Genomic DNA, 17,191 nt, shown 5'->3' with positions numbered 1-17,191 from the left:
GGTGCGGACTCTGTATCCCGAGATCGAACCTCTCGAAACCGGGCACCTCGACGTCGGCGACGGTCAACACATCTACTGGGAGGTCTCCGGAAACCCGGATGGGGCACCGGTGGTGTTCGTACACGGGGGTCCGGGCGGTGCCACGAATCCGCTGCAGCGGCGCTACTTCGATCCCGAGGCCTACCGGATCGTGTTGTTCGATCAGCGTGGTTGCGGGCAATCGACCCCGCATATCGCCGACGGCGGCGATCTGTCCGTCAACACCACCGACCGGTTGATCTCGGACATGGAGAAGCTCCGCGAGCACCTGGCTGTCGACACGTGGTTGGTATTCGGCGGTTCGTGGGGCTCGACGCTGTCGCTGGCCTACGCCCAGTCGCACCGCGATCGGGTCCGCGGACTGATCCTTCGGGGGATCTTTCTCGTACGACCGTCGGAGATCGACTGGTACTACGGGGGCGGTGCCGGCCACATCTTCCCCGATCTGTGGGAGCAGTTCCTCGCGCCGATTCCTACGAGCGAGCGCGACGGCGATCTCGTCGAGGCATATCACCGGCAGTTGATGTCCGCCGACCTCGAGGCAGCGACCACCGCCGCGGTGGCGTGGTCCTCCTGGGAGGCAGCGACAAGCTACCTTCTACCGAAACCTGATGCAGTACAGGATAATTCGGATCGACGATTCGCCTTGGCGTTCGCCGGGATCGAAAATCACTACTTCCGCAACAACTGCTTTCTCGAGGAGAATCAATTGCTGCGTGACGCCCACCTGCTCGACGGGATTCCGGGCGTCATCGTGCAGGGCCGCTATGACGTCGTCTGCCCGGCGACGAGTGCATGGGCACTGCACAAGGCCTGGCCCGCTGCGGATCTGGTGATCGTCGACGACGCCGGGCATTCGGCGGCCGAGCCGGGCACCGTGCACCACCTCGTCGAGGCCACCGACCGCTTCAGGCCGTGACAGGCGAGTAATCGAAAGCGACCTTGCGTGAGTCGGTGTCGGCCCGGGTGAGCCGGACCGTCACCGACTCCCCCGCCGGTGGTTCGCCGTCGCACGTTCCGATGACGATGGGCTCCGACACGAGCACCTCGGCATCTCGCTTACCCTCGGCACCGCGAAGAACTACCGCGTCGAACGTCTCACCCACTCGGGCTTCCAGAACGTGCGCCTCGGTGAGGTCGATGCAGGCGCGGTCGACTTTCGATGCCGCAGAATCGGATCCTCGCATGATGGCAGGCAGTTCCGGCAAGGCCTCCGCCGCCCAACCCGGCACCGGCGTTCCGGCGACGACCGCCAGGCACACTTCGGTGGCGAAGCGATCCGACAGCCGACGCAACGGCGCCGTGACATGGGCATAGGGCGCGCCTATTCCCGAGTGCTCCACCGTCGCGTCACCGGCGGCCGGGCCGGTCGTGCGATCGAACGCGAGGTAGTCCGCTCCGCGGAGCAAACCGGTGGCCTGACTCATCATCGCCAGCGTCGACGGTGAATCTGCAGGCAGGCCGGCCAGAACAGCGCCCGCCGATGCTCCTGTGGGCCACTCGATTCCGAGTGCGGCGGCCGTCTTCTTCAGCGTGTCGACGGCTTCGGGTGCCGCGGGCGGGAGAGTACGGACAATACCGATTCCGGCGTCGAGCATGATCCTGGCGGCGCACATTCCCGTCAGCAGTGACACCTCGGCGTTCCAACCGTCCACCGCGGTGCGTGGCTGCAGGACGATGCGCCAGCCCTGTCCGTCGGGCACCACTTCTTGCTCGGGCAGGGTGATGTCGATGGCTCCGCGCCGTCTGGCTGCAGCTTCACGCTGCGCCCCGAATTCGGCCAGCGCAGCGATGGACGGATGCGGTGTGCCCGCGTCCACACTTGCCTGCACCGCGGCGTAGTCGAGCCGGGCGGTCGATCGAACAAGAGCGCGGGTGACCGTCCACGCGGCCGCCTCACCGGCGTCGTCGAGTTCGATCGTCCACAGTGCTGCGCAGCGAGTCTGTCCCTCCAGCAAGCTTCCCGAGCCCTCCGACAACTCACGTGGATGAAGCGGAACGGATCCGTCGGGAAGGTAGAACGTCTGGCCGCGCCGGCGGGTTTCGGTGTCGAGCGCTCCCCCCGGCAGCACCAGTGCACCCACGTCTGCAATTGCGTAGTGCACCACCAATCCGTTGGACGTCTTCTCGATATGGACGGCTTGATCGAGGTCCTTGGAACCGGGCGGGTCGATGGTGACGAACGGAATGTCGGTGCGGTCGACCCTGTTGTCGGCGTGCAGATCTCGCGCGCTGCGCGCCTCCTGCACCACCGCTTCCTCGAAGACGTCGGACAGACCGAACTCGGACCTGATGGCCTCGAAATCGAAGTTCGGAGCCTTCAGCCGGGTGAGCAGCACCGTCAGTTGTTCCAGTCGTCTTCGGAGTCGGCGGCCTTGTTGCGTGCGGCGGCGATCTTCAGCGCCTGCTCTGCGGTGGCCTTGTCCGGATAAGGACCCATGCGGTCGAGGGCATTGGTCTCCTTGCCCTGTACAACCTGCTTGGTGCTGATGTCGTAGTACCAGGAGCTGTCGTCGTCGGTCATGACTTCCAGTGTGCCCCATGGAGCGACACGACAGGAGAACTGCGAGAGAAAAGATGAGTGCGAACGAGTCGGCCTGTAAGCCGGATCCTGTCTGCCGTTCCTGCTTTCGCAGGATCGACGTCGACGACCATCCATCTGGGCACACCGTCGCCGGGTACCTCGAGCAGTCCACCCGCAGGCTCGGGCGAGCAGCCCTCGAGCACCTGCGCAGCTGCACCCCTTACGCGATGCAGCCTTCGACCTTGCTCCGGGCGGGGTTTACCTAGCCACCCCAGTCACCTGGGGTGCTGGTGCGCTCTTACCGCACCGTTTCACCCTGACCTGCCGTTCGATTCCGAAGAACCGATCAGCAGGCGGTCTGTTTTCTGTGGCACTGTCCCGCGAGTCACCTCGGGTTGCCGTTAACAACCGCCCTGCTCTGTGGAGTCCGGACTTTCCTCGGCCCGAAGCGCGACGGAAAAAATCCGCCGGTCCTTCGAGCCGCAGCCGTCCGGCCAACTCGTTCGCGGTTGCACAGCCTACTCGGCGCTCCATGCCTGCCGGTAACCGAACTACAGTTCCCTCTATGAGTGAGTGGGTCGTGTTGCTGCGCGGCATCAACGTCGGCGGCATCAACATCAAGATGGTCGACCTACGTGAGGCGCTGAGCGCGGCCGGCTTCACGAATGTCCGCACGATTCTGGCGACCGGCAACGTACTGCTCCAGTCTCCGCTGAACGCTGCCGCCCTGAAAGCACAGGTGGAAAGCACGCTTGCCCAGGCGTTCGGCTACCAGGCCTGGGTTGTCGTGCTGGCCGTGCCGACACTTCGAGCGATAGTGCAGTCCTACCCGTTCGACGCCGAACGTGAAGGCTGGCATCCTTATGTGGTGTTCGGTAGCGACGATAGCCATTTGACCGAATTGTCCGCTCTTGCAGGAGAACTCGACTCCGAGCTCGAGAGAATCGCCGAAGGGAACAACGTGCTCTATTGGGAGGTGCGTAAAGGCAGCACCACCGACAGCACGTTCGGGAAAGCCACGGCCAAAGCGAAGTACAAGGCAACGACAACGACGCGAAACGTTCGCACTCTCGTGAAGATTCTCGCGTGACCGTTCTCGCTGCGGCATTGGTCGCCGCCGTTCTCGTGTTCGCCATCGTTCGCCCGCGCGGTCTCCCCGAGATCGTTGCTGCGCTTCCGGCGGCAGCAGTGGTTCTTCTCGTCGGCCTCGTCAGCCTCGATGCTGCACGCGAGCAAGTGCTCGAACTCGCACCCACCGTCGTGTTCTTGGCATTCATCCTGATCCTGGCGCACCTGTCGGATGCACTCGGAGTGTTCACGTGGATAGCCGCGAAACTACGACGAGGATCCAAGGAAAGTCCGCGCAGACTGCTGACTCTGGTGTTCGCGGCGGCGGCCTCGACCACCGCGGTTCTCAGCCTCGACGCCACCGTCGTTCTGCTGACCCCGGCCATTATCGGGGCGGCTCGCATCCTGGGAATGTCGCCGCGCCCGCACAGTTACGCCACTGCGCACCTGTCCAATTCGGCATCGACTTTGTTGCCGGTCTCGAACCTGACCAACCTTCTCGCCTTCGCCGCGACCGGACTGACCTTCCTGCACTTCACCGCGCTGATGGCACTGCCGTGGATCTTCGCGGTCGCCATCGAACTCGCGGTGTTCCTGATCTTCTTCCGTAAGGACCTGACCCGTACCGCTGCACCGCAGGACACCCCGAACGAACAGAGCAACGACGACGTCCCCGCACCTCGAACCACGCTGGCGATTCTCGGCGCGACACTCATCGGCTTCGCCGTGGCGGGACTGTTCGACATCGAACCGTTCTGGGTCGCTGCGGTGGGATCCATTGCGCTCGCGATCCCGGCACTACGCGCTCGGCGAACCACACCTCGGGCCATACTGCGCGGTGCCGATCTGCCGTTCTGCGGCTTCGTCTTTCTGCTCGGCATCGTCGTTCTCGGCGTCACCACGGGACCGATCGGCGACTGGCTAGCGCGAATACTGCCGTCCGACACCACCTTCGCATCCTTACTGGCGGCGGCCGCCATTGCGGCGGTGGCGTCTAACATCGTCAACAACCTGCCCGCGACGCTGCTGCTACTGGCCGCATTCGGAGCGGACGCTCCCCCGGCTTTGTTGTTGGCCATGGTGATCGGGGTGAACCTCGGCCCCAACCTCACCTACGTCGGGTCGCTGGCGATCATGCTCTGGCGACGCGTCGCATCGGCCAACGACGAGCCGGCGGACCTGAGGACGTTCACCATTCTCGGCGTCATCACGACTCCCCTGACCATCGTCGGCGCAGTGGCGGGCCTTTGGGTGGCGCTGCAGATCTGACCGCGTAGGGATCAGTCCCGCCGGGTCAGATGCGAGGTGTCGTTGACCAGACGTACCGATGCCCCGCCGTCGGGGTAGAACTCGGCGATGCTCAGCGAGGCGAGGTCGAGGTGCAGTCGATACAGCAACGACGGGCCGACGTCGAGTGCGAGTTGCAGCAGCATCTTGATCGGGGTGACGTGGGTGACCACCAGAACGGTCTTCCCGGCGTATTCGGTGAGCAACTGATCGCGGGTCGCTTCGATGCGCACACGCACCGAGTCGAAACTCTCCCCGTTCGGCGGTGCTACCGAGGTGTCGCCCATCCACGCCTTGTGTACCTCGGGATGACGCTCCATGGCCTCGGTGAACGTCAGTCCCTCCCAGTCACCGAAGTCCGTTTCGATGAGACCGTCGACGGTGGTCACGGGTAATCCAAGCTTGCCCGCAGTCGCTGCGGCGGTCTGCTGAGCCCGTGCCAGCGGTGAGGCCACGATGGCGTCGATATCAGTGCGTACACCGAGAACCGTTGCGGCAGAATCTGCTTGGCGTTGCCCTAGTTCCGTCAAGTCAGGATTGCCGCGGCCGGAGTATCGTCGGTCGACCGACATGGGAGTCTGGCCGTGCCGCAACAGCAACAGGCGTGTCGGCTCCCCCACCGCACCGGTCCAACCGGGCGACATGGCCTTCTTCGCAACCGGCTCGGCGTTCTTTTCGACCGGCTCCGCCTTCTTCTCGACCGGCTCGACATCGGGCAGTTCAGTCAGGTCCACCCCCTCGGCGGCTGCGTCCATCGCCTCGTTGGCCAACCCATCGGCGTGCGAGTTCTGCGCGCGCGGGATCCACTGGTAGGTGACGGAATCGAATTCGCGAGCGAGTTGGGCCGCTTGACGCTGCAGCGGAATCATGTCCGGATGCTTCACTTTCCAGCGTCCGGACATCTGCTCGACGACGAGCTTGGAGTCCATCCGAACGGCAACCTCGCGGGCCCCGACATCGCGGGCCGCGCTCAGCGCAGCGATCAAGCCGTTGTACTCGGCAACGTTGTTGGTCGCTATCCCCAGCGATGCTCGACGTTCGGCGAGCACCTGCGAGCGATCGGCACTGAACACCACTGCGCCGTATCCAGCCGGCCCGGGGTTCCCACGCGATCCACCGTCGGCCTCGGCTACGACCCTCGACACCGGGCTCAAATTCCGGATTCCTTGGTGCGCACCAGAATTGCGTTGCACTCGGAACAGCGAATCAGAGCATCCGCAGGCTTGTTGGCGATGCTCGCGATTTCGTTGCGGTCGAGTTCGATGCGACACGCTCCACAACGGCGAGCCTGCAGCAATGCCGCACCACGACCGGTGAGCGCGCGCTGCTTCTCGTAGAGCGCAAGGAGATCCGCGGGCAACCCCGACACCAACGATTCGCGGCGCTCGGCGCTGCGCTTCTCGGCAGTATCGAGGTCCGCGACGGCGTCGTCGCGACGACGGCCGGCATCGACCAGTTCGTCCTCGATCTGCGTCAGCTGCGCACCGGCATGCTCGTAGTCCCGCTCGCTGGCCTCACGCTGCTCCATGACCTCGAGCAATTCCTCCTCGAGGATGCCCTGGCGACGCTCGAGGCTGCCGAGCTCGTGCTGCAACTCGGTCATCTGCTTCGGCGCGATGGTGCCGCTCTCGAGCATCTTCTTGTCGCGAGCCTCGCGTTGACGAACCGCGTCGACCTCGCCTTCGAGCTTTCGAATGTCCCGGTCGAGGTCGTCCATCGAAATCTGCACCGTCACCGCAGCGTCCTTGCGGGTGATGCGCTCGGTCTCGAGCTTGTCCACTTCCTGCTGCTCGGGGAGGCTTTTGCGGCGGTGGGCGATCTGCGAGAGTTCGGTATCCACACCGGCCAATTCGAGCAGCGAGGCCTGGACTTTGGGATCGACGTTCACGCTTGATGACTCCTGCGACTATGGAAGTTGGTAAGAGATCACCCTACCGGCTGCTCGAAATCGAGAACGCCGGATCGACTCCGACCGCTGGTCGCGGGTTTCCACAACCTGCGAAGTCCACCGTTCACAACGTCCACGGGTCGGTACGAACGTCGGTCACCCGGCTGCTCCACCCGTCGGTGCCACCGAAAGCGGCATCGACGATGCCGCGCGCCTGTTCACACCAGGGGAACTCCGAGGCCCAGTGCGCGGTGTCGATCACCGGGGGGCCGCCGGCACGCACGTGCTCGTCGACCGGGTGGTGCCGGAGGTCCGAGGTGACGTACACGTCGGCGTCGGTCCGCGCGACTGCAGAGAGGAACGAATCCCCCGCTCCGCCGCACATCGCGACCACCGAGACCGTGGCCTCAGGATTCCCTGCAGCGCGTACTCCCCACGTCGTGGCCGGCAATGCCGCGCGGACGACCTCGGTGAACTCGGCCAACGTCATCGGATCAGGCAGTCGACCGATGCGCCCCAGGCCGGTGCACGACGGTAGGGCCGCGGATTCGAAGACGTCGAACGCGGGCTCCTCGTAGGGGTGCGTGTGACGCAGAGCCGACAGGACTTGCGCGCGTTTCGATTCGGGCGCGACAACCTCGATGCGATCCTCCGTCTCCGTGTGCACCTCACCGAGAACACCCAGTGTCGGGTGGGCATCGGGGCCGGGGCGGAACTGACCGAGACCGGTGGTCTGCCAGCTCGCTTCGCTGTAGTCGCCGATCTGCCCGGCTCCGGCATCGAACAGGGCTTGCCGTACCGCGGGCGAGTCGCCGGACGGCACGAAGACCACCCACTTGTCATGGGCAGGAGCAGGAATGGGGTCCAGTGGCCTGGTATCGATTACACCGAGCGCGTCGGCGAGTGCATCGGAAACACCCGGGTCGGCCGAATCTGCATTGGTGTGGGCGGTGAACAGTGCGCAATCGGATTTGATGAGGCGATGGATCACTGCGCCTTTGGCGGTATTCGCCGCTACCGTGTCCACACCTTTGAGCAGCAGCGGGTGGTGGGCAACTATCAGATCGGCACCCCACGCGATGGCCTCGTCGACCACCGCCTCTGTCACGTCGACGGTGTAAACAACTTTCTGCACAACGGCTTCGGGATCGCCGCACACCAACCCCACGGAATCCCAGCTCTCCGCCAGATGCGGTGGGTACGCAGCGTCGAGTACCTCGATGACATCGGCCAGAGTCACTGCCATGTTCGTTGCTCTCCTCACAGAACGGTGTTCAACGCATCCACCAGTATGTCGACCTGCTGCGATTCTCGGACCGCCACGCGCAGATAGTGGCGATCCAGACCCGGAAACGTGTCCCCGCGTCGGACGGCAATGCCCATCGTGCGCAGCCGTTCTCGTACCGAATCGGCACCGTCGACGCGTAACAGCAGAAATGGGGCGCGGGCCGGACCGGCGATCTCGAGACCCAGGGTGCCGAGTCGCTCGATCATCGCGCGTCGTTCGCGATCGATGCGCTCGGATTCGATTCGCGCCTGGTCGACGGCGAACGGTTCGGTGCACGCGCGGATAGCTTCGATCTGCAGAGTCCCCAGCGGCCAGTGCGCGCGGCCGTGCTGCATCCGTGCCAGGACGTCAGGGTGACCCAGCGCGTATCCGCACCGCAATCCCGCCAACGCCCACGTCTTCGTCAGGCTGCGCAGGACCAGCACGTCCGCCGAGCTCTGCGACCCGGCCGACTCTCCAGCACCGAGCACCGCGTCGGCGAAGGCTTCGTCGATCACCACCGTGCGACCGGGGCGACGCAGGCGCAGGACCGTCTCGCAGGGGTGCAGGACCGAAGTGGGGTTGGTCGGGTTGCCGATGATCACCATGTCGGCGGCGTCGGGCACCAGGGCCACGTCGAGCACGAAAGGGGGCGGTAGGACTACCCGGTGTACCGGCACACCCGCCTGCGCCAGGACCCAATCGGGCTCGGTGAAAGACGGGTGAATGGTTGCCGCGAGGTGTGGCTCCAAGCGCGGCAGCATCGAGAAGCCCTCGGCCCCGCCGCTGAGCAGCAGCACCTCGTCCGGGGAGCGGCCGTGGTGCGCGGCCACCTGTTCTCGTGCGGCGTACTCGGCCGCGGCGCCCGGGTACGACCCCAGCGATGTCAGCGCTGCGGCAAGCCTGTCCCGAAGCCACGCCGGCGGACCGTCACCGCGCACGTTGACGGCGAAGTCGACGAATCCGGACTCGACCTCTACATCTCCATGGTGACGAAGGAGCTCATCCGGCGTGTGCCGAAGGAGCGAGTCGGGTTGGGCGGTTGCATCGGGCATCGCGACGAGCGTAGCCGCAGGGGTTCGCTTCGTAGGCGCACCGATAGGCTTCGAATATGCCTGCCGTTGCCCCCGCATCCGTCGTCCTGTTCGATCTCGACGGAACGTTGACCGATTCCGCGCCGGGCATTCATGCCGGTTTTCGCCATGCGTTGGCTTCTGTCGGAGCGCCCGCACCGTCCGAACAGCAGTTGTCTCTCGTCGTCGGGCCTCCTTTGATCGACACGCTGCGCGCGATGGGGCTGGACGAGGAGACAGCTCAGCGAGCACTTGCCGCCTACTTCGACCGCTACGACGAGCGCGGGTGGGCCGAGAACACCGTCTTCGACGGCATCGAGAAGGTCCTGGCAGGGCTGCAGGATCGCGGTGTTCGGCTGGGTGTCGCGACATCGAAGTCGGAGCGTTTCGCTGTGCGGATTCTCGACCACTTCGGGCTGTCGAGGTACTTCGAGTTCATCGGCGGTGCCAGCAACGACGGCACGCGACGGGCCAAGTCCGATGTCATCGCGCATGCGCTGAGAAATCTCGGCGTCGAACCGGTCGAGTCCGCGGACGGCGGCACCGTCGGCGTGGTCATGATCGGAGATCGTGACCACGACGTGCACGGTGCCGGTCGATTCGGCATTCCGACCGTTTACGTCGAGTGGGGGTACGGCATCGACGGAGAAAGCGATGACGCCGCCTTCACGGCCTCGAACATGGAAGAACTTGCTGCGGTACTCGAGCAGAACACGGCGCGCGAGCAGTGACCGAGCCGCAGCACGTGACATTCGTGTGCACCGGCAACATCTGTCGATCGCCGATGGCCGAGAAGGTCTTCGCGGCGCATCTCCGCGAGGCCGGTCTCGAGGACTCGGTCCGGGTGTCGAGCGCAGGCATCGACGGCTGGCATGTAGGCGACGGTGCCGATCCACGAACGGTCGCCGAGCTCGATGCCCACGGCTACGACAGCGAGCACGAGGCCGCTCAGGTGGGGCCGGATCACCTGGGTGCCGATTTGATCGTGGCGCTCGACACCGGCCACGCGAAGGCGCTGCTGCAGCTCGGTGCGTCGGCCGATCGGGTGGCCCTGTTGCGATCCTTCGACCCCGATGCCGACGACTCGTCGGTTGCCGACCCGTACTACTCGTCCGACGCGGCGTTCACCGAGGTTCGCGAGCAGATCGAAAGTGCGGTCCCCGGGCTGTTGAACTGGGCGCGGTCTCGGTTCTCCGGCTGACCCGGCTACCGTGGTGGGGTGGAGAAGTTAGGGTTCTTGCTGCGTCCGAAGTGGTTGGTGCTGGCCGCCGTCGCACTGGCTTTCGCGTTTCTGTGCTTCAGCGTGCTCGCTCCGTGGCAGCTCGGCAAGAACACCTCGACCTCGGCGCGCAACGATCTGATCACTCGGTCGGTCGACGCCGAGCCGGTACCCCTCTCGGAGGTCCTCACCGCCGACGGTTTTGCGGCCGACGACGAATGGCGTCGAGTGATTGCGACCGGCTCCTACCTGCCCGATTCCGAGGCGTTGGTACGGCTGCGCAGCATCCGTGAGCAGCCCGCGTACGAGGTCATCACCCCGTTCGTGATCGACGGTGGACCCACCGTGCTGGTCAACCGCGGGTACGTACTGCCGGTCGAGGGCACCCGACCACCCGACTTCGCGCCCGCGCCCACTGGCCAGGTCACGCTCGACGCCCGGGTGCGCCAGGCCGAGGGCACGTCGCGGGAGCCGATCGAGGAAGACGGTCACCTGCAGGTCTACAACATCAATCCGGAACAGATCGGAGCAGCGGTCGGCGTCGACGCGATCGACGGGTACCTGCAGCTCGACGACGATCAGCCGGGTGGCCTCGGTTTGATCGAATTACCGCAGACCGATGCGGGGCCTTACCTCTCCTACGGTCTGCAGTGGCTCGCGTTCGGCATCATGGCACCGCTGGGTCTGGCGTACTTCGTTCGCGCCGAGATCAGGGAGCGTCGTATGTCTCGTTCCGAGATGGCCGATGCACTGTCGGACGAGCCGGAACCGCTGCCCGACAACCGGACCGGCTCGGACGACCAACGCGGTTCAGAAGACCAACGCGGTTCAGAAGATCAGGAAGAAGAGTTCACCCTTCCCACCCGACGCGAGAAGCGGGCCAGAGCCCGCGCTGCGTCACGTCCGACGGTGCCGTCGAACCCTCGCCTCGCCGATCGCTACGGCAAGAATCGCTGACGCGATCACCGACAGTTCTTGCACTCGCGTAGACAGGGTGACCGCGCGGCGAAGATCGCGCGCTGTAGGCGACGGTCCGTCTCCGAGAGTCGGCCGGTTCTCGACGCCGTGGCGATATTGGGTTCTGCCTCCGAGGCGCAGTCCCAGCGCGCCGGCAGCTGCGGCCTCGGCGACGCCTGCATTCGGGCTGGGGTGCTTCGACGCGTCGCGACGCCACATCTTTGCTGCTTGGGCGGGCGAGCCGTCCACCAGCGGTGCCGCCAAGACCGTCGCCGTGCCGGTGGCCCGGGCGGGTATCAGATTGAGTACGTCGTCGATTCGCGCCGAGGCCCAGCCGAAGCGCAGATACTTCTCGGACCGGTAGCCGACCATGGCGTCGAGCGTGTTGCTCGCACGGTAGGCCAGGATTCCCGGCACGCCCGCAAGTGCTCCCCACACCAGGACACCCACCGCGGCGTCGGAGGTGTTCTCCGCGATGGATTCCAGTGCTGCGCGCGCGAGTCCGTCGGAGTCGAGTGACTCGGGATCGCGCCCGCACAGTGACGGAAGCAGCGCTCGCGCGCCGGTGAGGTCGTCGCTGTCGAGGTGATCGGCCATCCGGCCGCCTACTGCGGACAACGACGTTCCTCCCAGCGCTGCCCAGGTGGCGGCCGCGACCAGAGCGGCCTCGGCCGGTGCGCCCAGGCGCGCGGCACTGCGGCTCGAGCCGATACCGAGAGCGGTAATCGAACCGATCAGCGTCACGGCATGGAGAACCCCGGCACTTGTGCTGTCACGGTAGAGAAGTCGTTCCACGTGCAGTGCCGTCGTGCCGAATCCGGCAACCGGATGCCAGCGCTTCGGGTCTGCGAACACGCGATCGAGGCCGTAGCCGATCAACAAGCCGATCGCTCGGGGGTGTGTCCACATCCCACGAATCTTGCCAACTGCGCATCCGGTGCAGGAAACCGGTGTGTCAGGCCCAGCGCTGACGGTATGCGCCCGCCAGCTGGCGGTTGCGGAAGTCGATGTCGCTTCCGTCGTTGAGCAGTGCGATCGCCATTCCCACGAAGCCGACTGCTGCCATTACGAACATTGTCATGATTCCCCCAGAATCTCGAGTGGATCCGCTGTGCGGACTTGGCCGTACCCGATTGTTACCCGCCAGTAGGGCGTTTTCTACGCGATTGAGGCGGCCGTCACGTGTGTCTGTCATCACGAGACGTGCGTCTCATCCGAACGTCCAAAATCGAACGGCCACTGGTTAATTCGCACTGCGCACTTGTTCCGGGAATTCTGCGACGTAGGCGCGAGACGGTCCGAGTCGAACGCCCGCACCGACCGTCCACGGTGTGCACATATGCACGGCAGGCTGCGGATCTGGCCTTTGACATGTGCACCGACCCCAGTGAGACTCGAGACACACCGATGGGAGGGATCGAACGTCCGCGCCCCCTCGCCGGCAAAGCTCGGACCGAAAACTGACCGAAGGAGCACACCATGGTTGCCAATATTTCGTTTCCTCGGTTCCTCAAACTGGGCGGCGGTGCCGTCGACGAGTTGGGCACAGTCCTCACCGATCTCGACGTATCTCGCCCCCTGCTCGTCACCGATGCGTTCATGGCCGAGAACGGTTCCGCCGATCGTTTGATGCAGATCATGACCGAGGCCGGAAAGACGCCCGCGCTGTTCTCGGGCACCGTCCCGGATCCGACCACCGAGTCGTTGGTCGCCGGTCTCGAAGCGGTGCAGCAGCACTCGGCCGACTCGATCATCGGGTTCGGTGGTGGTAGTCCCATGGACACGGCCAAGGCGCTCGCCATTCTCGCGGTGCAGGGCGGAACGATGCGGGACTTCAAGGCTCCCGTGCTCTCGACCGGTCCTGCCCTGCCGATCATCGCCATTCCCACCACCGCCGGAAGTGGTTCGGAAGCAACGCAGTTCACCATCATCACCGACGTTGCCTCGGACGAGAAGATGTTGTGCCCTGGGCTGTCCTTTCTGCCGATCGCATCCATCATCGACTTCGAGTTGACGATGTCGATGCCGGCGCGTCTGACCGCCGACACCGGCGTCGATGCGCTGACGCATGCCATCGAGGCGTACGTCAGCAAGAAGGCCAACCCCATCTCCGACGGTTTGGCGCTCAGTGCGATTCGCACGATCGGAACGTCAGTGCTGCGGGCATACCGGGACGGCGACGACCGGCAGGCGCGCGAGGCGATGATGCATGCCTCGACGCAGGCCGGCATGGCGTTCTCCAACGCCAGTGTCTGTCTGGTGCACGGCATGAGCCGGCCGATCGGTGCGCATTTCCATGTGGCGCACGGGCTGTCGAATGCAATGCTCTTGCCCGCCGTCACCGCATTCTCGATTACCGGGGCATCGGCGCGCTACGCCGACTGTGCTCGTGCGCTCGGTGCGGCGTCGGAAAGCGATTCGGATCAGGTTGCCGGGGGCAAGTTGCAGGACGCGATCGTCACCCTGTGCCGTGACGTCGAAGTTCCGACGCCGGAGACGTTCGGAATCGACAAGTCGAGGTGGGACGAGCTGTTGCCGTTGATGGCCGACCAGGCTCTGGCCTCGGGCAGCCCGGGCAACAATCCAGTCGTCCCGACGGCGGAGCAGATCGTCGATCTGTACCGCCAGGTATACGCCGGGGTCTAGGCCGATTCACCGGGCACGCGGGCGGCAACGGTGTCGCGCCGCGTGTTTCGGCGTTGCACCAAAATGCCGCCGATGACCGTGACTGCTGCCAGCACTGCCGACAGCAGGATCGACGACCGCTGTTCCGGCCGGACCACCATCATCACCAGGACGAAGACGATGAACCCGATGGCCAAGTAGGTGAGCCACGGGTACAACCACATGCGGACGGCCGGGCGTTCGCCGTCGCGGTCGAGTTTGCGTCGCAACACCAATTGACTACTGGCGATGGCGAGGTACACGAACAGCGCGACGGCACCGGTGGTGGCCAGCAGGTAGGTGAAAAGCTTCTCGGGCAGTACGTAGTTGCCGACGACCGCCAGGAATCCGAGAACCATCGACGCGATCACCGCGACCCACGGCACTCCGTTGGACGTGATCTTCTTGACCGCGCGAGGTGCATCGCCTCGATCACCGAGTGAGTACAACATGCGCGACGCGGTGTAGAGCGCCGAATTCAAGCACGATGCGACTGCGGTCAGGATGACGATGTCCATGATGGTCTCCGCATGCGGAATTCCCATCTTGGACAACACGTACTGATACGAGCCGGTAGCCGGGTCCAACTCGTTCCAGGGCACCAACGCGACGATGATGAAGATGGATCCGAAGTAGAAGATCGAGATCCGCCAGATCACCGAGTTCGTCGCGCGGGTGATTCCCTTTGCCGGGTCCTTGGATTCGGCGGCGGCGATAGTGACGATCTCCGACCCCATGAACGAGAACATCGTGGTGAGCATGGCCGCGATCACGGCACCGAAGCCGAGCGGCATGAAGCCGCCCGAGGCCCAGAGCTGGTCCACACCACTGACTTCGGAGTTCGGCAGCCAACCCAGGATGGCTGCGATACCGAGACCGATGAACGCGATGATGGCCACTACCTTCACCAACGCGAACCAGAACTCGAACTCGCCGTAGTTGCCGACACTGATCAAGTTGGTCGCGGTGAGCGCAACGACGATGATCAAAGCCCACATCCACTGGGCACCGCCCAGCCAGTTGGTCAGGATGGCGGCAGCGGCCGTCGCCTCGACGGGGATCACCAGCACCCAGAACCACCAGTACAGCCAGCCGACCGAGAATCCGGCCCAATGACCCAGTGCACGTGTGGCATAAGTGGAGAACGAGCCGGTGTCGGGGTTGGCCGTGGCCATCTCCCCCAGCATTCGCATGACCAGGATGACCAGCAGCCCGGCAAAGAAGTAGGCCAGCAACACCGCAGGCCCGGCCGTTGCGATCGCATTGGCGGAGCCCACGAACAGGCCGGCACCGATGACTCCCGCGATCGAGATCATGGTCACGTGCCGCGGTTTGAGACTGGTCCCGAGTCCGTGTTCCCCGGTATCTGGCTTATCGGTAATTGCCATCCCAGTAGTCCAGCACACGGTCGGGCGTCCCGCAGCGAGTGACCGAATTGTCCAGACAGTCAGTGGTACATGCGGCGGGCTTACGGGCGACCTCCGCCGGGCATACTGGCGGCATGACAGTCGACGCTGGGCGCTCAACGGATTCGATCACTATCGTCGGCGCAGGCATCGCCGGTACCGCCTGTGCCCGAGTACTGCACGACGCGGGCGTTCCTTTCCGCATCGTCGATCGTGGACGGGCACCGGGCGGGCGCATGTCCTCACCCGAACTGCACGGGCGTCGCGTCGATCTGGGTGCCGGATACTTCACCGTCCGAGACCAGGACTTCTCGACGGTGGTTGCCGACTGGGAAGCGAGGGGTCTGGCGCGGCAGTGGGCCAATACGTTCGGCATTCTCAAGCCCGAGACGGCACCGTGCACCACCACCGGCCCGGTTCGATGGGCGACTCCGCACGGACTCCGTTCTCTGGTGCGAGACTTGCTGGGAGACTTCGACGTCGAAGGATCCTCGGAATTGATCGACCTACCCGACGGCCACGTCGTGATTGCGATGCCCGATCCTCAGGCGACGCGACTGACCGCAGTTCCCGACCCCGTCGATTACGAACCGGTCATCGCGGTGGCATGCGAATTCGACGGATTGGATGTGCCGTTCCGCGACGCAGCCTTCGTCAACGATCATCCCGATATCGCGTTCGTCGTCGATGACGGTGCCCGGCGGGGCGACGGTGCCCCAGTGCTGGTGGTGCATACAACCTCGGAGCGAGCACAACAGCACCTCGCCGATCCCGACGGCGCGATCGCCCCGGTCGTCGACGCGCTGCGCGAACTCTCGGTCGTCTCCACGACACCCAGCTGGACACACGCCCATCGATGGACGTTCGCAAAGCCTGCGTCGCAACACGACTCCACGTATGCGCTCGAGCAGCGCGATGGACGACTCGTCGGGTTCGCCGGCGATCAATGGTGTGCATCCGGAGCGCCTAGGGTCGAAAGTGCATGGCGTTCGGGCACCGATGTCGGTACAGAGTTGGTTCGCCGGCTTCAGGGCTGACGCGCCAGGGCCTAGTCGCTGACGAATCTCACTGTCTCGTCCAGAGGCGCGCGGTTGGTGCGGAACCCGTTGATCGGGTGTGTCTCGTCCGGGTAGCCGAAGGAGATGCCTGCCACTACCCGGCGGGTGTCCGGGATGTCGAACCACTGATGCAGAAACGGTGAGTACGCGGCCAATGCCGCCTGCGCGATAGCCCCCAGACCGAGGCTCTGCGCCGCGAGCAAGAAGGTCTGCAGATACAACCCACAATCGACCGCGCCGTACACACCGAGATCGGCGTCGGTGGTGATGATGGCCGCGTGCGGGGCGTCGAACAGCTCGTAATTGCGAATGAACTGACGCGTCGTTGCCTCGGTGTCGGACTTGACGACGCCGATGCTCTCGTAGAGCGCGCCGCCGCACTCACGTCGTCGAGCCCGATGCAGGGCGTTGTAGTTGGCCGGAAACGGGAAGTCCGGCTGCGGAACCCCGGACGCCACATGCTCGACCAACGCCTCGGAGAACTTACGGGTGGCGTCGCCTTCGGTGACGATGACCTGCCACGACTGAGTGTTGGACCAGGAGGGTGTACGCCGGGCGGCAGAGAGCAGTTGCTCGAGCACATCGCGCGAAACCTGCTTGGGCAGGAATTGCCGGCACGAGTAGCGCCCGTCGAGAAGTTCGGTCAGTGCTTCGTACCGGGTCACGTCGAAATCCGCCTCGTGTCAGTGCCGTCGGGTGCAGATCGAACGTAGCACCACCGCTGTGGGGGGCGGGGGGGGG

General features: G+C 64.8%; 18 protein-coding genes and 1 other RNA gene. 8 read left to right on the top strand and 11 right to left on the bottom strand.

Features of this window, described 5'->3' with window-relative positions:
• Position 1 precedes the first annotated feature (1 nt).
• Positions 2-958: a prolyl aminopeptidase gene (pip, locus tag ACFI9K_RS09550; protein WP_462663273.1), complete on the top strand. Its 957-nt coding sequence runs from the start codon at positions 2-4 to the stop codon at positions 956-958.
• Here the strand turns inward: pip and ACFI9K_RS09545 are convergent.
• From ACFI9K_RS09545 to rnpB, 3 genes are all read right to left on the bottom strand, one after another.
• A complete protein-coding gene (locus tag ACFI9K_RS09545) occupies positions 948-2,378 on the bottom strand; it encodes an RNB domain-containing ribonuclease (protein ID WP_462663272.1) in 1,431 nt (476 codons plus the stop codon). The two genes, pip and ACFI9K_RS09545, sit on opposite strands and share 11 nt — an antisense overlap.
• 2 nt (positions 2,379-2,380) lie before the next feature.
• Entirely contained in the window at positions 2,381-2,563 is a 183-nt protein-coding gene (locus ACFI9K_RS09540; protein ID WP_222094260.1) for a hypothetical protein, read from the bottom strand.
• 60 nt (positions 2,564-2,623) lie between these two features.
• An RNA gene (gene rnpB, locus ACFI9K_RS09535) (RNase P RNA component class A) lies at positions 2,624-3,065 on the bottom strand.
• Positions 3,066-3,128: 63 nt separating this feature from the next.
• Between rnpB and ACFI9K_RS09530 the strand changes: the two genes are divergently transcribed.
• Positions 3,129-3,653, top strand: a complete 525-nt coding sequence (locus ACFI9K_RS09530; protein ID WP_462663271.1) for a DUF1697 domain-containing protein — start codon at positions 3,129-3,131, stop codon at positions 3,651-3,653.
• Entirely contained in the window at positions 3,650-4,900 is a 1,251-nt protein-coding gene (locus ACFI9K_RS09525; RefSeq protein WP_462663270.1) for an SLC13 family permease, read from the top strand. Before ACFI9K_RS09530 ends, ACFI9K_RS09525 begins: the two co-directional genes overlap by 4 nt.
• Before the next feature lie 11 nt (positions 4,901-4,911).
• On the opposite strand, the gene ACFI9K_RS09520 is transcribed toward ACFI9K_RS09525, so the two are convergent.
• The 4 genes from ACFI9K_RS09520 to cobC all read right to left on the bottom strand — a co-directional run bounded on the left by ACFI9K_RS09520 (position 4,912) and on the right by cobC (position 9,128).
• Positions 4,912-6,063 (bottom strand): bifunctional RNase H/acid phosphatase, encoded by a 1,152-nt coding sequence (locus ACFI9K_RS09520; RefSeq protein WP_462663269.1) that lies wholly within the window; start codon positions 6,061-6,063, stop codon positions 4,912-4,914.
• A 5-nt stretch (positions 6,064-6,068) separates the two neighbouring features.
• The gene (locus tag ACFI9K_RS09515; protein WP_462663268.1) at positions 6,069-6,806 is read right to left on the bottom strand and encodes a zinc ribbon domain-containing protein; all 738 of its coding nucleotides are present in this window, start codon (positions 6,804-6,806) and stop codon (positions 6,069-6,071) included.
• A gap of 124 nt (positions 6,807-6,930) precedes the next feature.
• Positions 6,931-8,052: a Nif3-like dinuclear metal center hexameric protein gene (locus ACFI9K_RS09510; RefSeq protein ID WP_462663267.1), complete on the bottom strand. Its 1,122-nt coding sequence runs from the start codon at positions 8,050-8,052 to the stop codon at positions 6,931-6,933.
• Positions 8,053-8,066: 14 nt separating this feature from the next.
• Positions 8,067-9,128: an Rv2231c family pyridoxal phosphate-dependent protein CobC gene (cobC, locus tag ACFI9K_RS09505; RefSeq protein ID WP_462663266.1), complete on the bottom strand. Its 1,062-nt coding sequence runs from the start codon at positions 9,126-9,128 to the stop codon at positions 8,067-8,069.
• A 56-nt stretch (positions 9,129-9,184) separates the two neighbouring features.
• Here cobC and ACFI9K_RS09500 point away from each other — a divergent pair, with 56 nt between their 5' ends.
• From ACFI9K_RS09500 to ACFI9K_RS09490, 3 genes are read left to right on the top strand one after another with little or no spacing between them, the layout of a single operon-like run.
• Positions 9,185-9,877 carry an HAD-IA family hydrolase gene (locus ACFI9K_RS09500; RefSeq protein ID WP_462663265.1) on the top strand — a complete coding sequence of 231 codons (693 nt, stop codon included), beginning with the start codon at positions 9,185-9,187 and terminating at the stop codon, positions 9,875-9,877.
• Positions 9,874-10,347, top strand: a complete 474-nt coding sequence (locus tag ACFI9K_RS09495) for a low molecular weight protein-tyrosine-phosphatase (RefSeq protein ID WP_462663264.1) — start codon at positions 9,874-9,876, stop codon at positions 10,345-10,347. Before ACFI9K_RS09500 ends, ACFI9K_RS09495 begins: the two co-directional genes overlap by 4 nt.
• A gap of 18 nt (positions 10,348-10,365) precedes the next feature.
• The gene (locus ACFI9K_RS09490; RefSeq protein WP_462663263.1) at positions 10,366-11,322 is read left to right on the top strand and encodes an SURF1 family cytochrome oxidase biogenesis protein; all 957 of its coding nucleotides are present in this window, start codon (positions 10,366-10,368) and stop codon (positions 11,320-11,322) included.
• Here the strand turns inward: ACFI9K_RS09490 and ACFI9K_RS09485 are convergent.
• Together ACFI9K_RS09485 and ACFI9K_RS09480 are read right to left on the bottom strand one after the other, a co-directional pair.
• A complete protein-coding gene (locus ACFI9K_RS09485; protein WP_462663262.1) occupies positions 11,263-12,231 on the bottom strand; it encodes a cobalamin biosynthesis protein in 969 nt (322 codons plus the stop codon). The genes ACFI9K_RS09490 and ACFI9K_RS09485 overlap by 60 nt on opposite strands.
• A 46-nt stretch (positions 12,232-12,277) precedes the next feature.
• Entirely contained in the window at positions 12,278-12,403 is a 126-nt protein-coding gene (locus ACFI9K_RS09480; protein ID WP_462663261.1) for a hypothetical protein, read from the bottom strand.
• 398 nt (positions 12,404-12,801) lie between these two features.
• Between ACFI9K_RS09480 and ACFI9K_RS09475 the strand changes: the two genes are divergently transcribed.
• Positions 12,802-13,968 (top strand): iron-containing alcohol dehydrogenase, encoded by a 1,167-nt coding sequence (locus ACFI9K_RS09475; RefSeq protein WP_462663260.1) that lies wholly within the window; start codon positions 12,802-12,804, stop codon positions 13,966-13,968.
• Here the strand turns inward: ACFI9K_RS09475 and ACFI9K_RS09470 are convergent.
• Complete coding sequence (locus ACFI9K_RS09470) at positions 13,965-15,374, bottom strand: amino acid permease (protein ID WP_222094276.1); 1,410 nt, start codon at positions 15,372-15,374, stop codon at positions 13,965-13,967. The genes ACFI9K_RS09475 and ACFI9K_RS09470 overlap by 4 nt on opposite strands.
• A gap of 113 nt (positions 15,375-15,487) precedes the next feature.
• Here ACFI9K_RS09470 and ACFI9K_RS09465 point away from each other — a divergent pair, with 113 nt between their 5' ends.
• A complete protein-coding gene (locus ACFI9K_RS09465; RefSeq protein ID WP_462663259.1) occupies positions 15,488-16,429 on the top strand; it encodes an NAD(P)/FAD-dependent oxidoreductase in 942 nt (313 codons plus the stop codon).
• Positions 16,430-16,440: 11 nt separating this feature from the next.
• On the opposite strand, the gene ACFI9K_RS09460 is transcribed toward ACFI9K_RS09465, so the two are convergent.
• Positions 16,441-17,115, bottom strand: coding sequence for a nitroreductase (locus ACFI9K_RS09460; RefSeq protein ID WP_462663258.1), 675 nt, complete (start codon positions 17,113-17,115; stop codon positions 16,441-16,443).
• Between the last annotated feature and the right edge of the window lie 76 nt (positions 17,116-17,191).

It is taken from the genome of Rhodococcus sp. PSi06, assembly GCF_054960675.1.
This window is presented reverse-complemented; position numbering and strand designations above follow the sequence as displayed.

Coding starts and splice junctions, on each gene's coding strand:
- ACFI9K_RS09475 (WP_462663260.1), top strand. CDS start 12,802: ATGGTTGCCAATATTTCGTTTCCTCGGTTCCTCAAACTGGGCGGCGGT.
- ACFI9K_RS09480 (WP_462663261.1), bottom strand. CDS start 12,403: ATGACAATGTTCGTAATGGCAGCAGTCGGCTTCGTGGGAATGGCGATC.
- ACFI9K_RS09470 (WP_222094276.1), bottom strand. CDS start 15,374: ATGGCAATTACCGATAAGCCAGATACCGGGGAACACGGACTCGGGACC.
- ACFI9K_RS09485 (WP_462663262.1), bottom strand. CDS start 12,231: ATGTGGACACACCCCCGAGCGATCGGCTTGTTGATCGGCTACGGCCTC.
- cobC (WP_462663266.1), bottom strand. CDS start 9,128: ATGCCCGATGCAACCGCCCAACCCGACTCGCTCCTTCGGCACACGCCG.
- ACFI9K_RS09540 (WP_222094260.1), bottom strand. CDS start 2,563: ATGACCGACGACGACAGCTCCTGGTACTACGACATCAGCACCAAGCAG.
- ACFI9K_RS09510 (WP_462663267.1), bottom strand. CDS start 8,052: ATGGCAGTGACTCTGGCCGATGTCATCGAGGTACTCGACGCTGCGTAC.
- ACFI9K_RS09465 (WP_462663259.1), top strand. CDS start 15,488: ATGACAGTCGACGCTGGGCGCTCAACGGATTCGATCACTATCGTCGGC.
- ACFI9K_RS09500 (WP_462663265.1), top strand. CDS start 9,185: ATGCCTGCCGTTGCCCCCGCATCCGTCGTCCTGTTCGATCTCGACGGA.
- ACFI9K_RS09530 (WP_462663271.1), top strand. CDS start 3,129: ATGAGTGAGTGGGTCGTGTTGCTGCGCGGCATCAACGTCGGCGGCATC.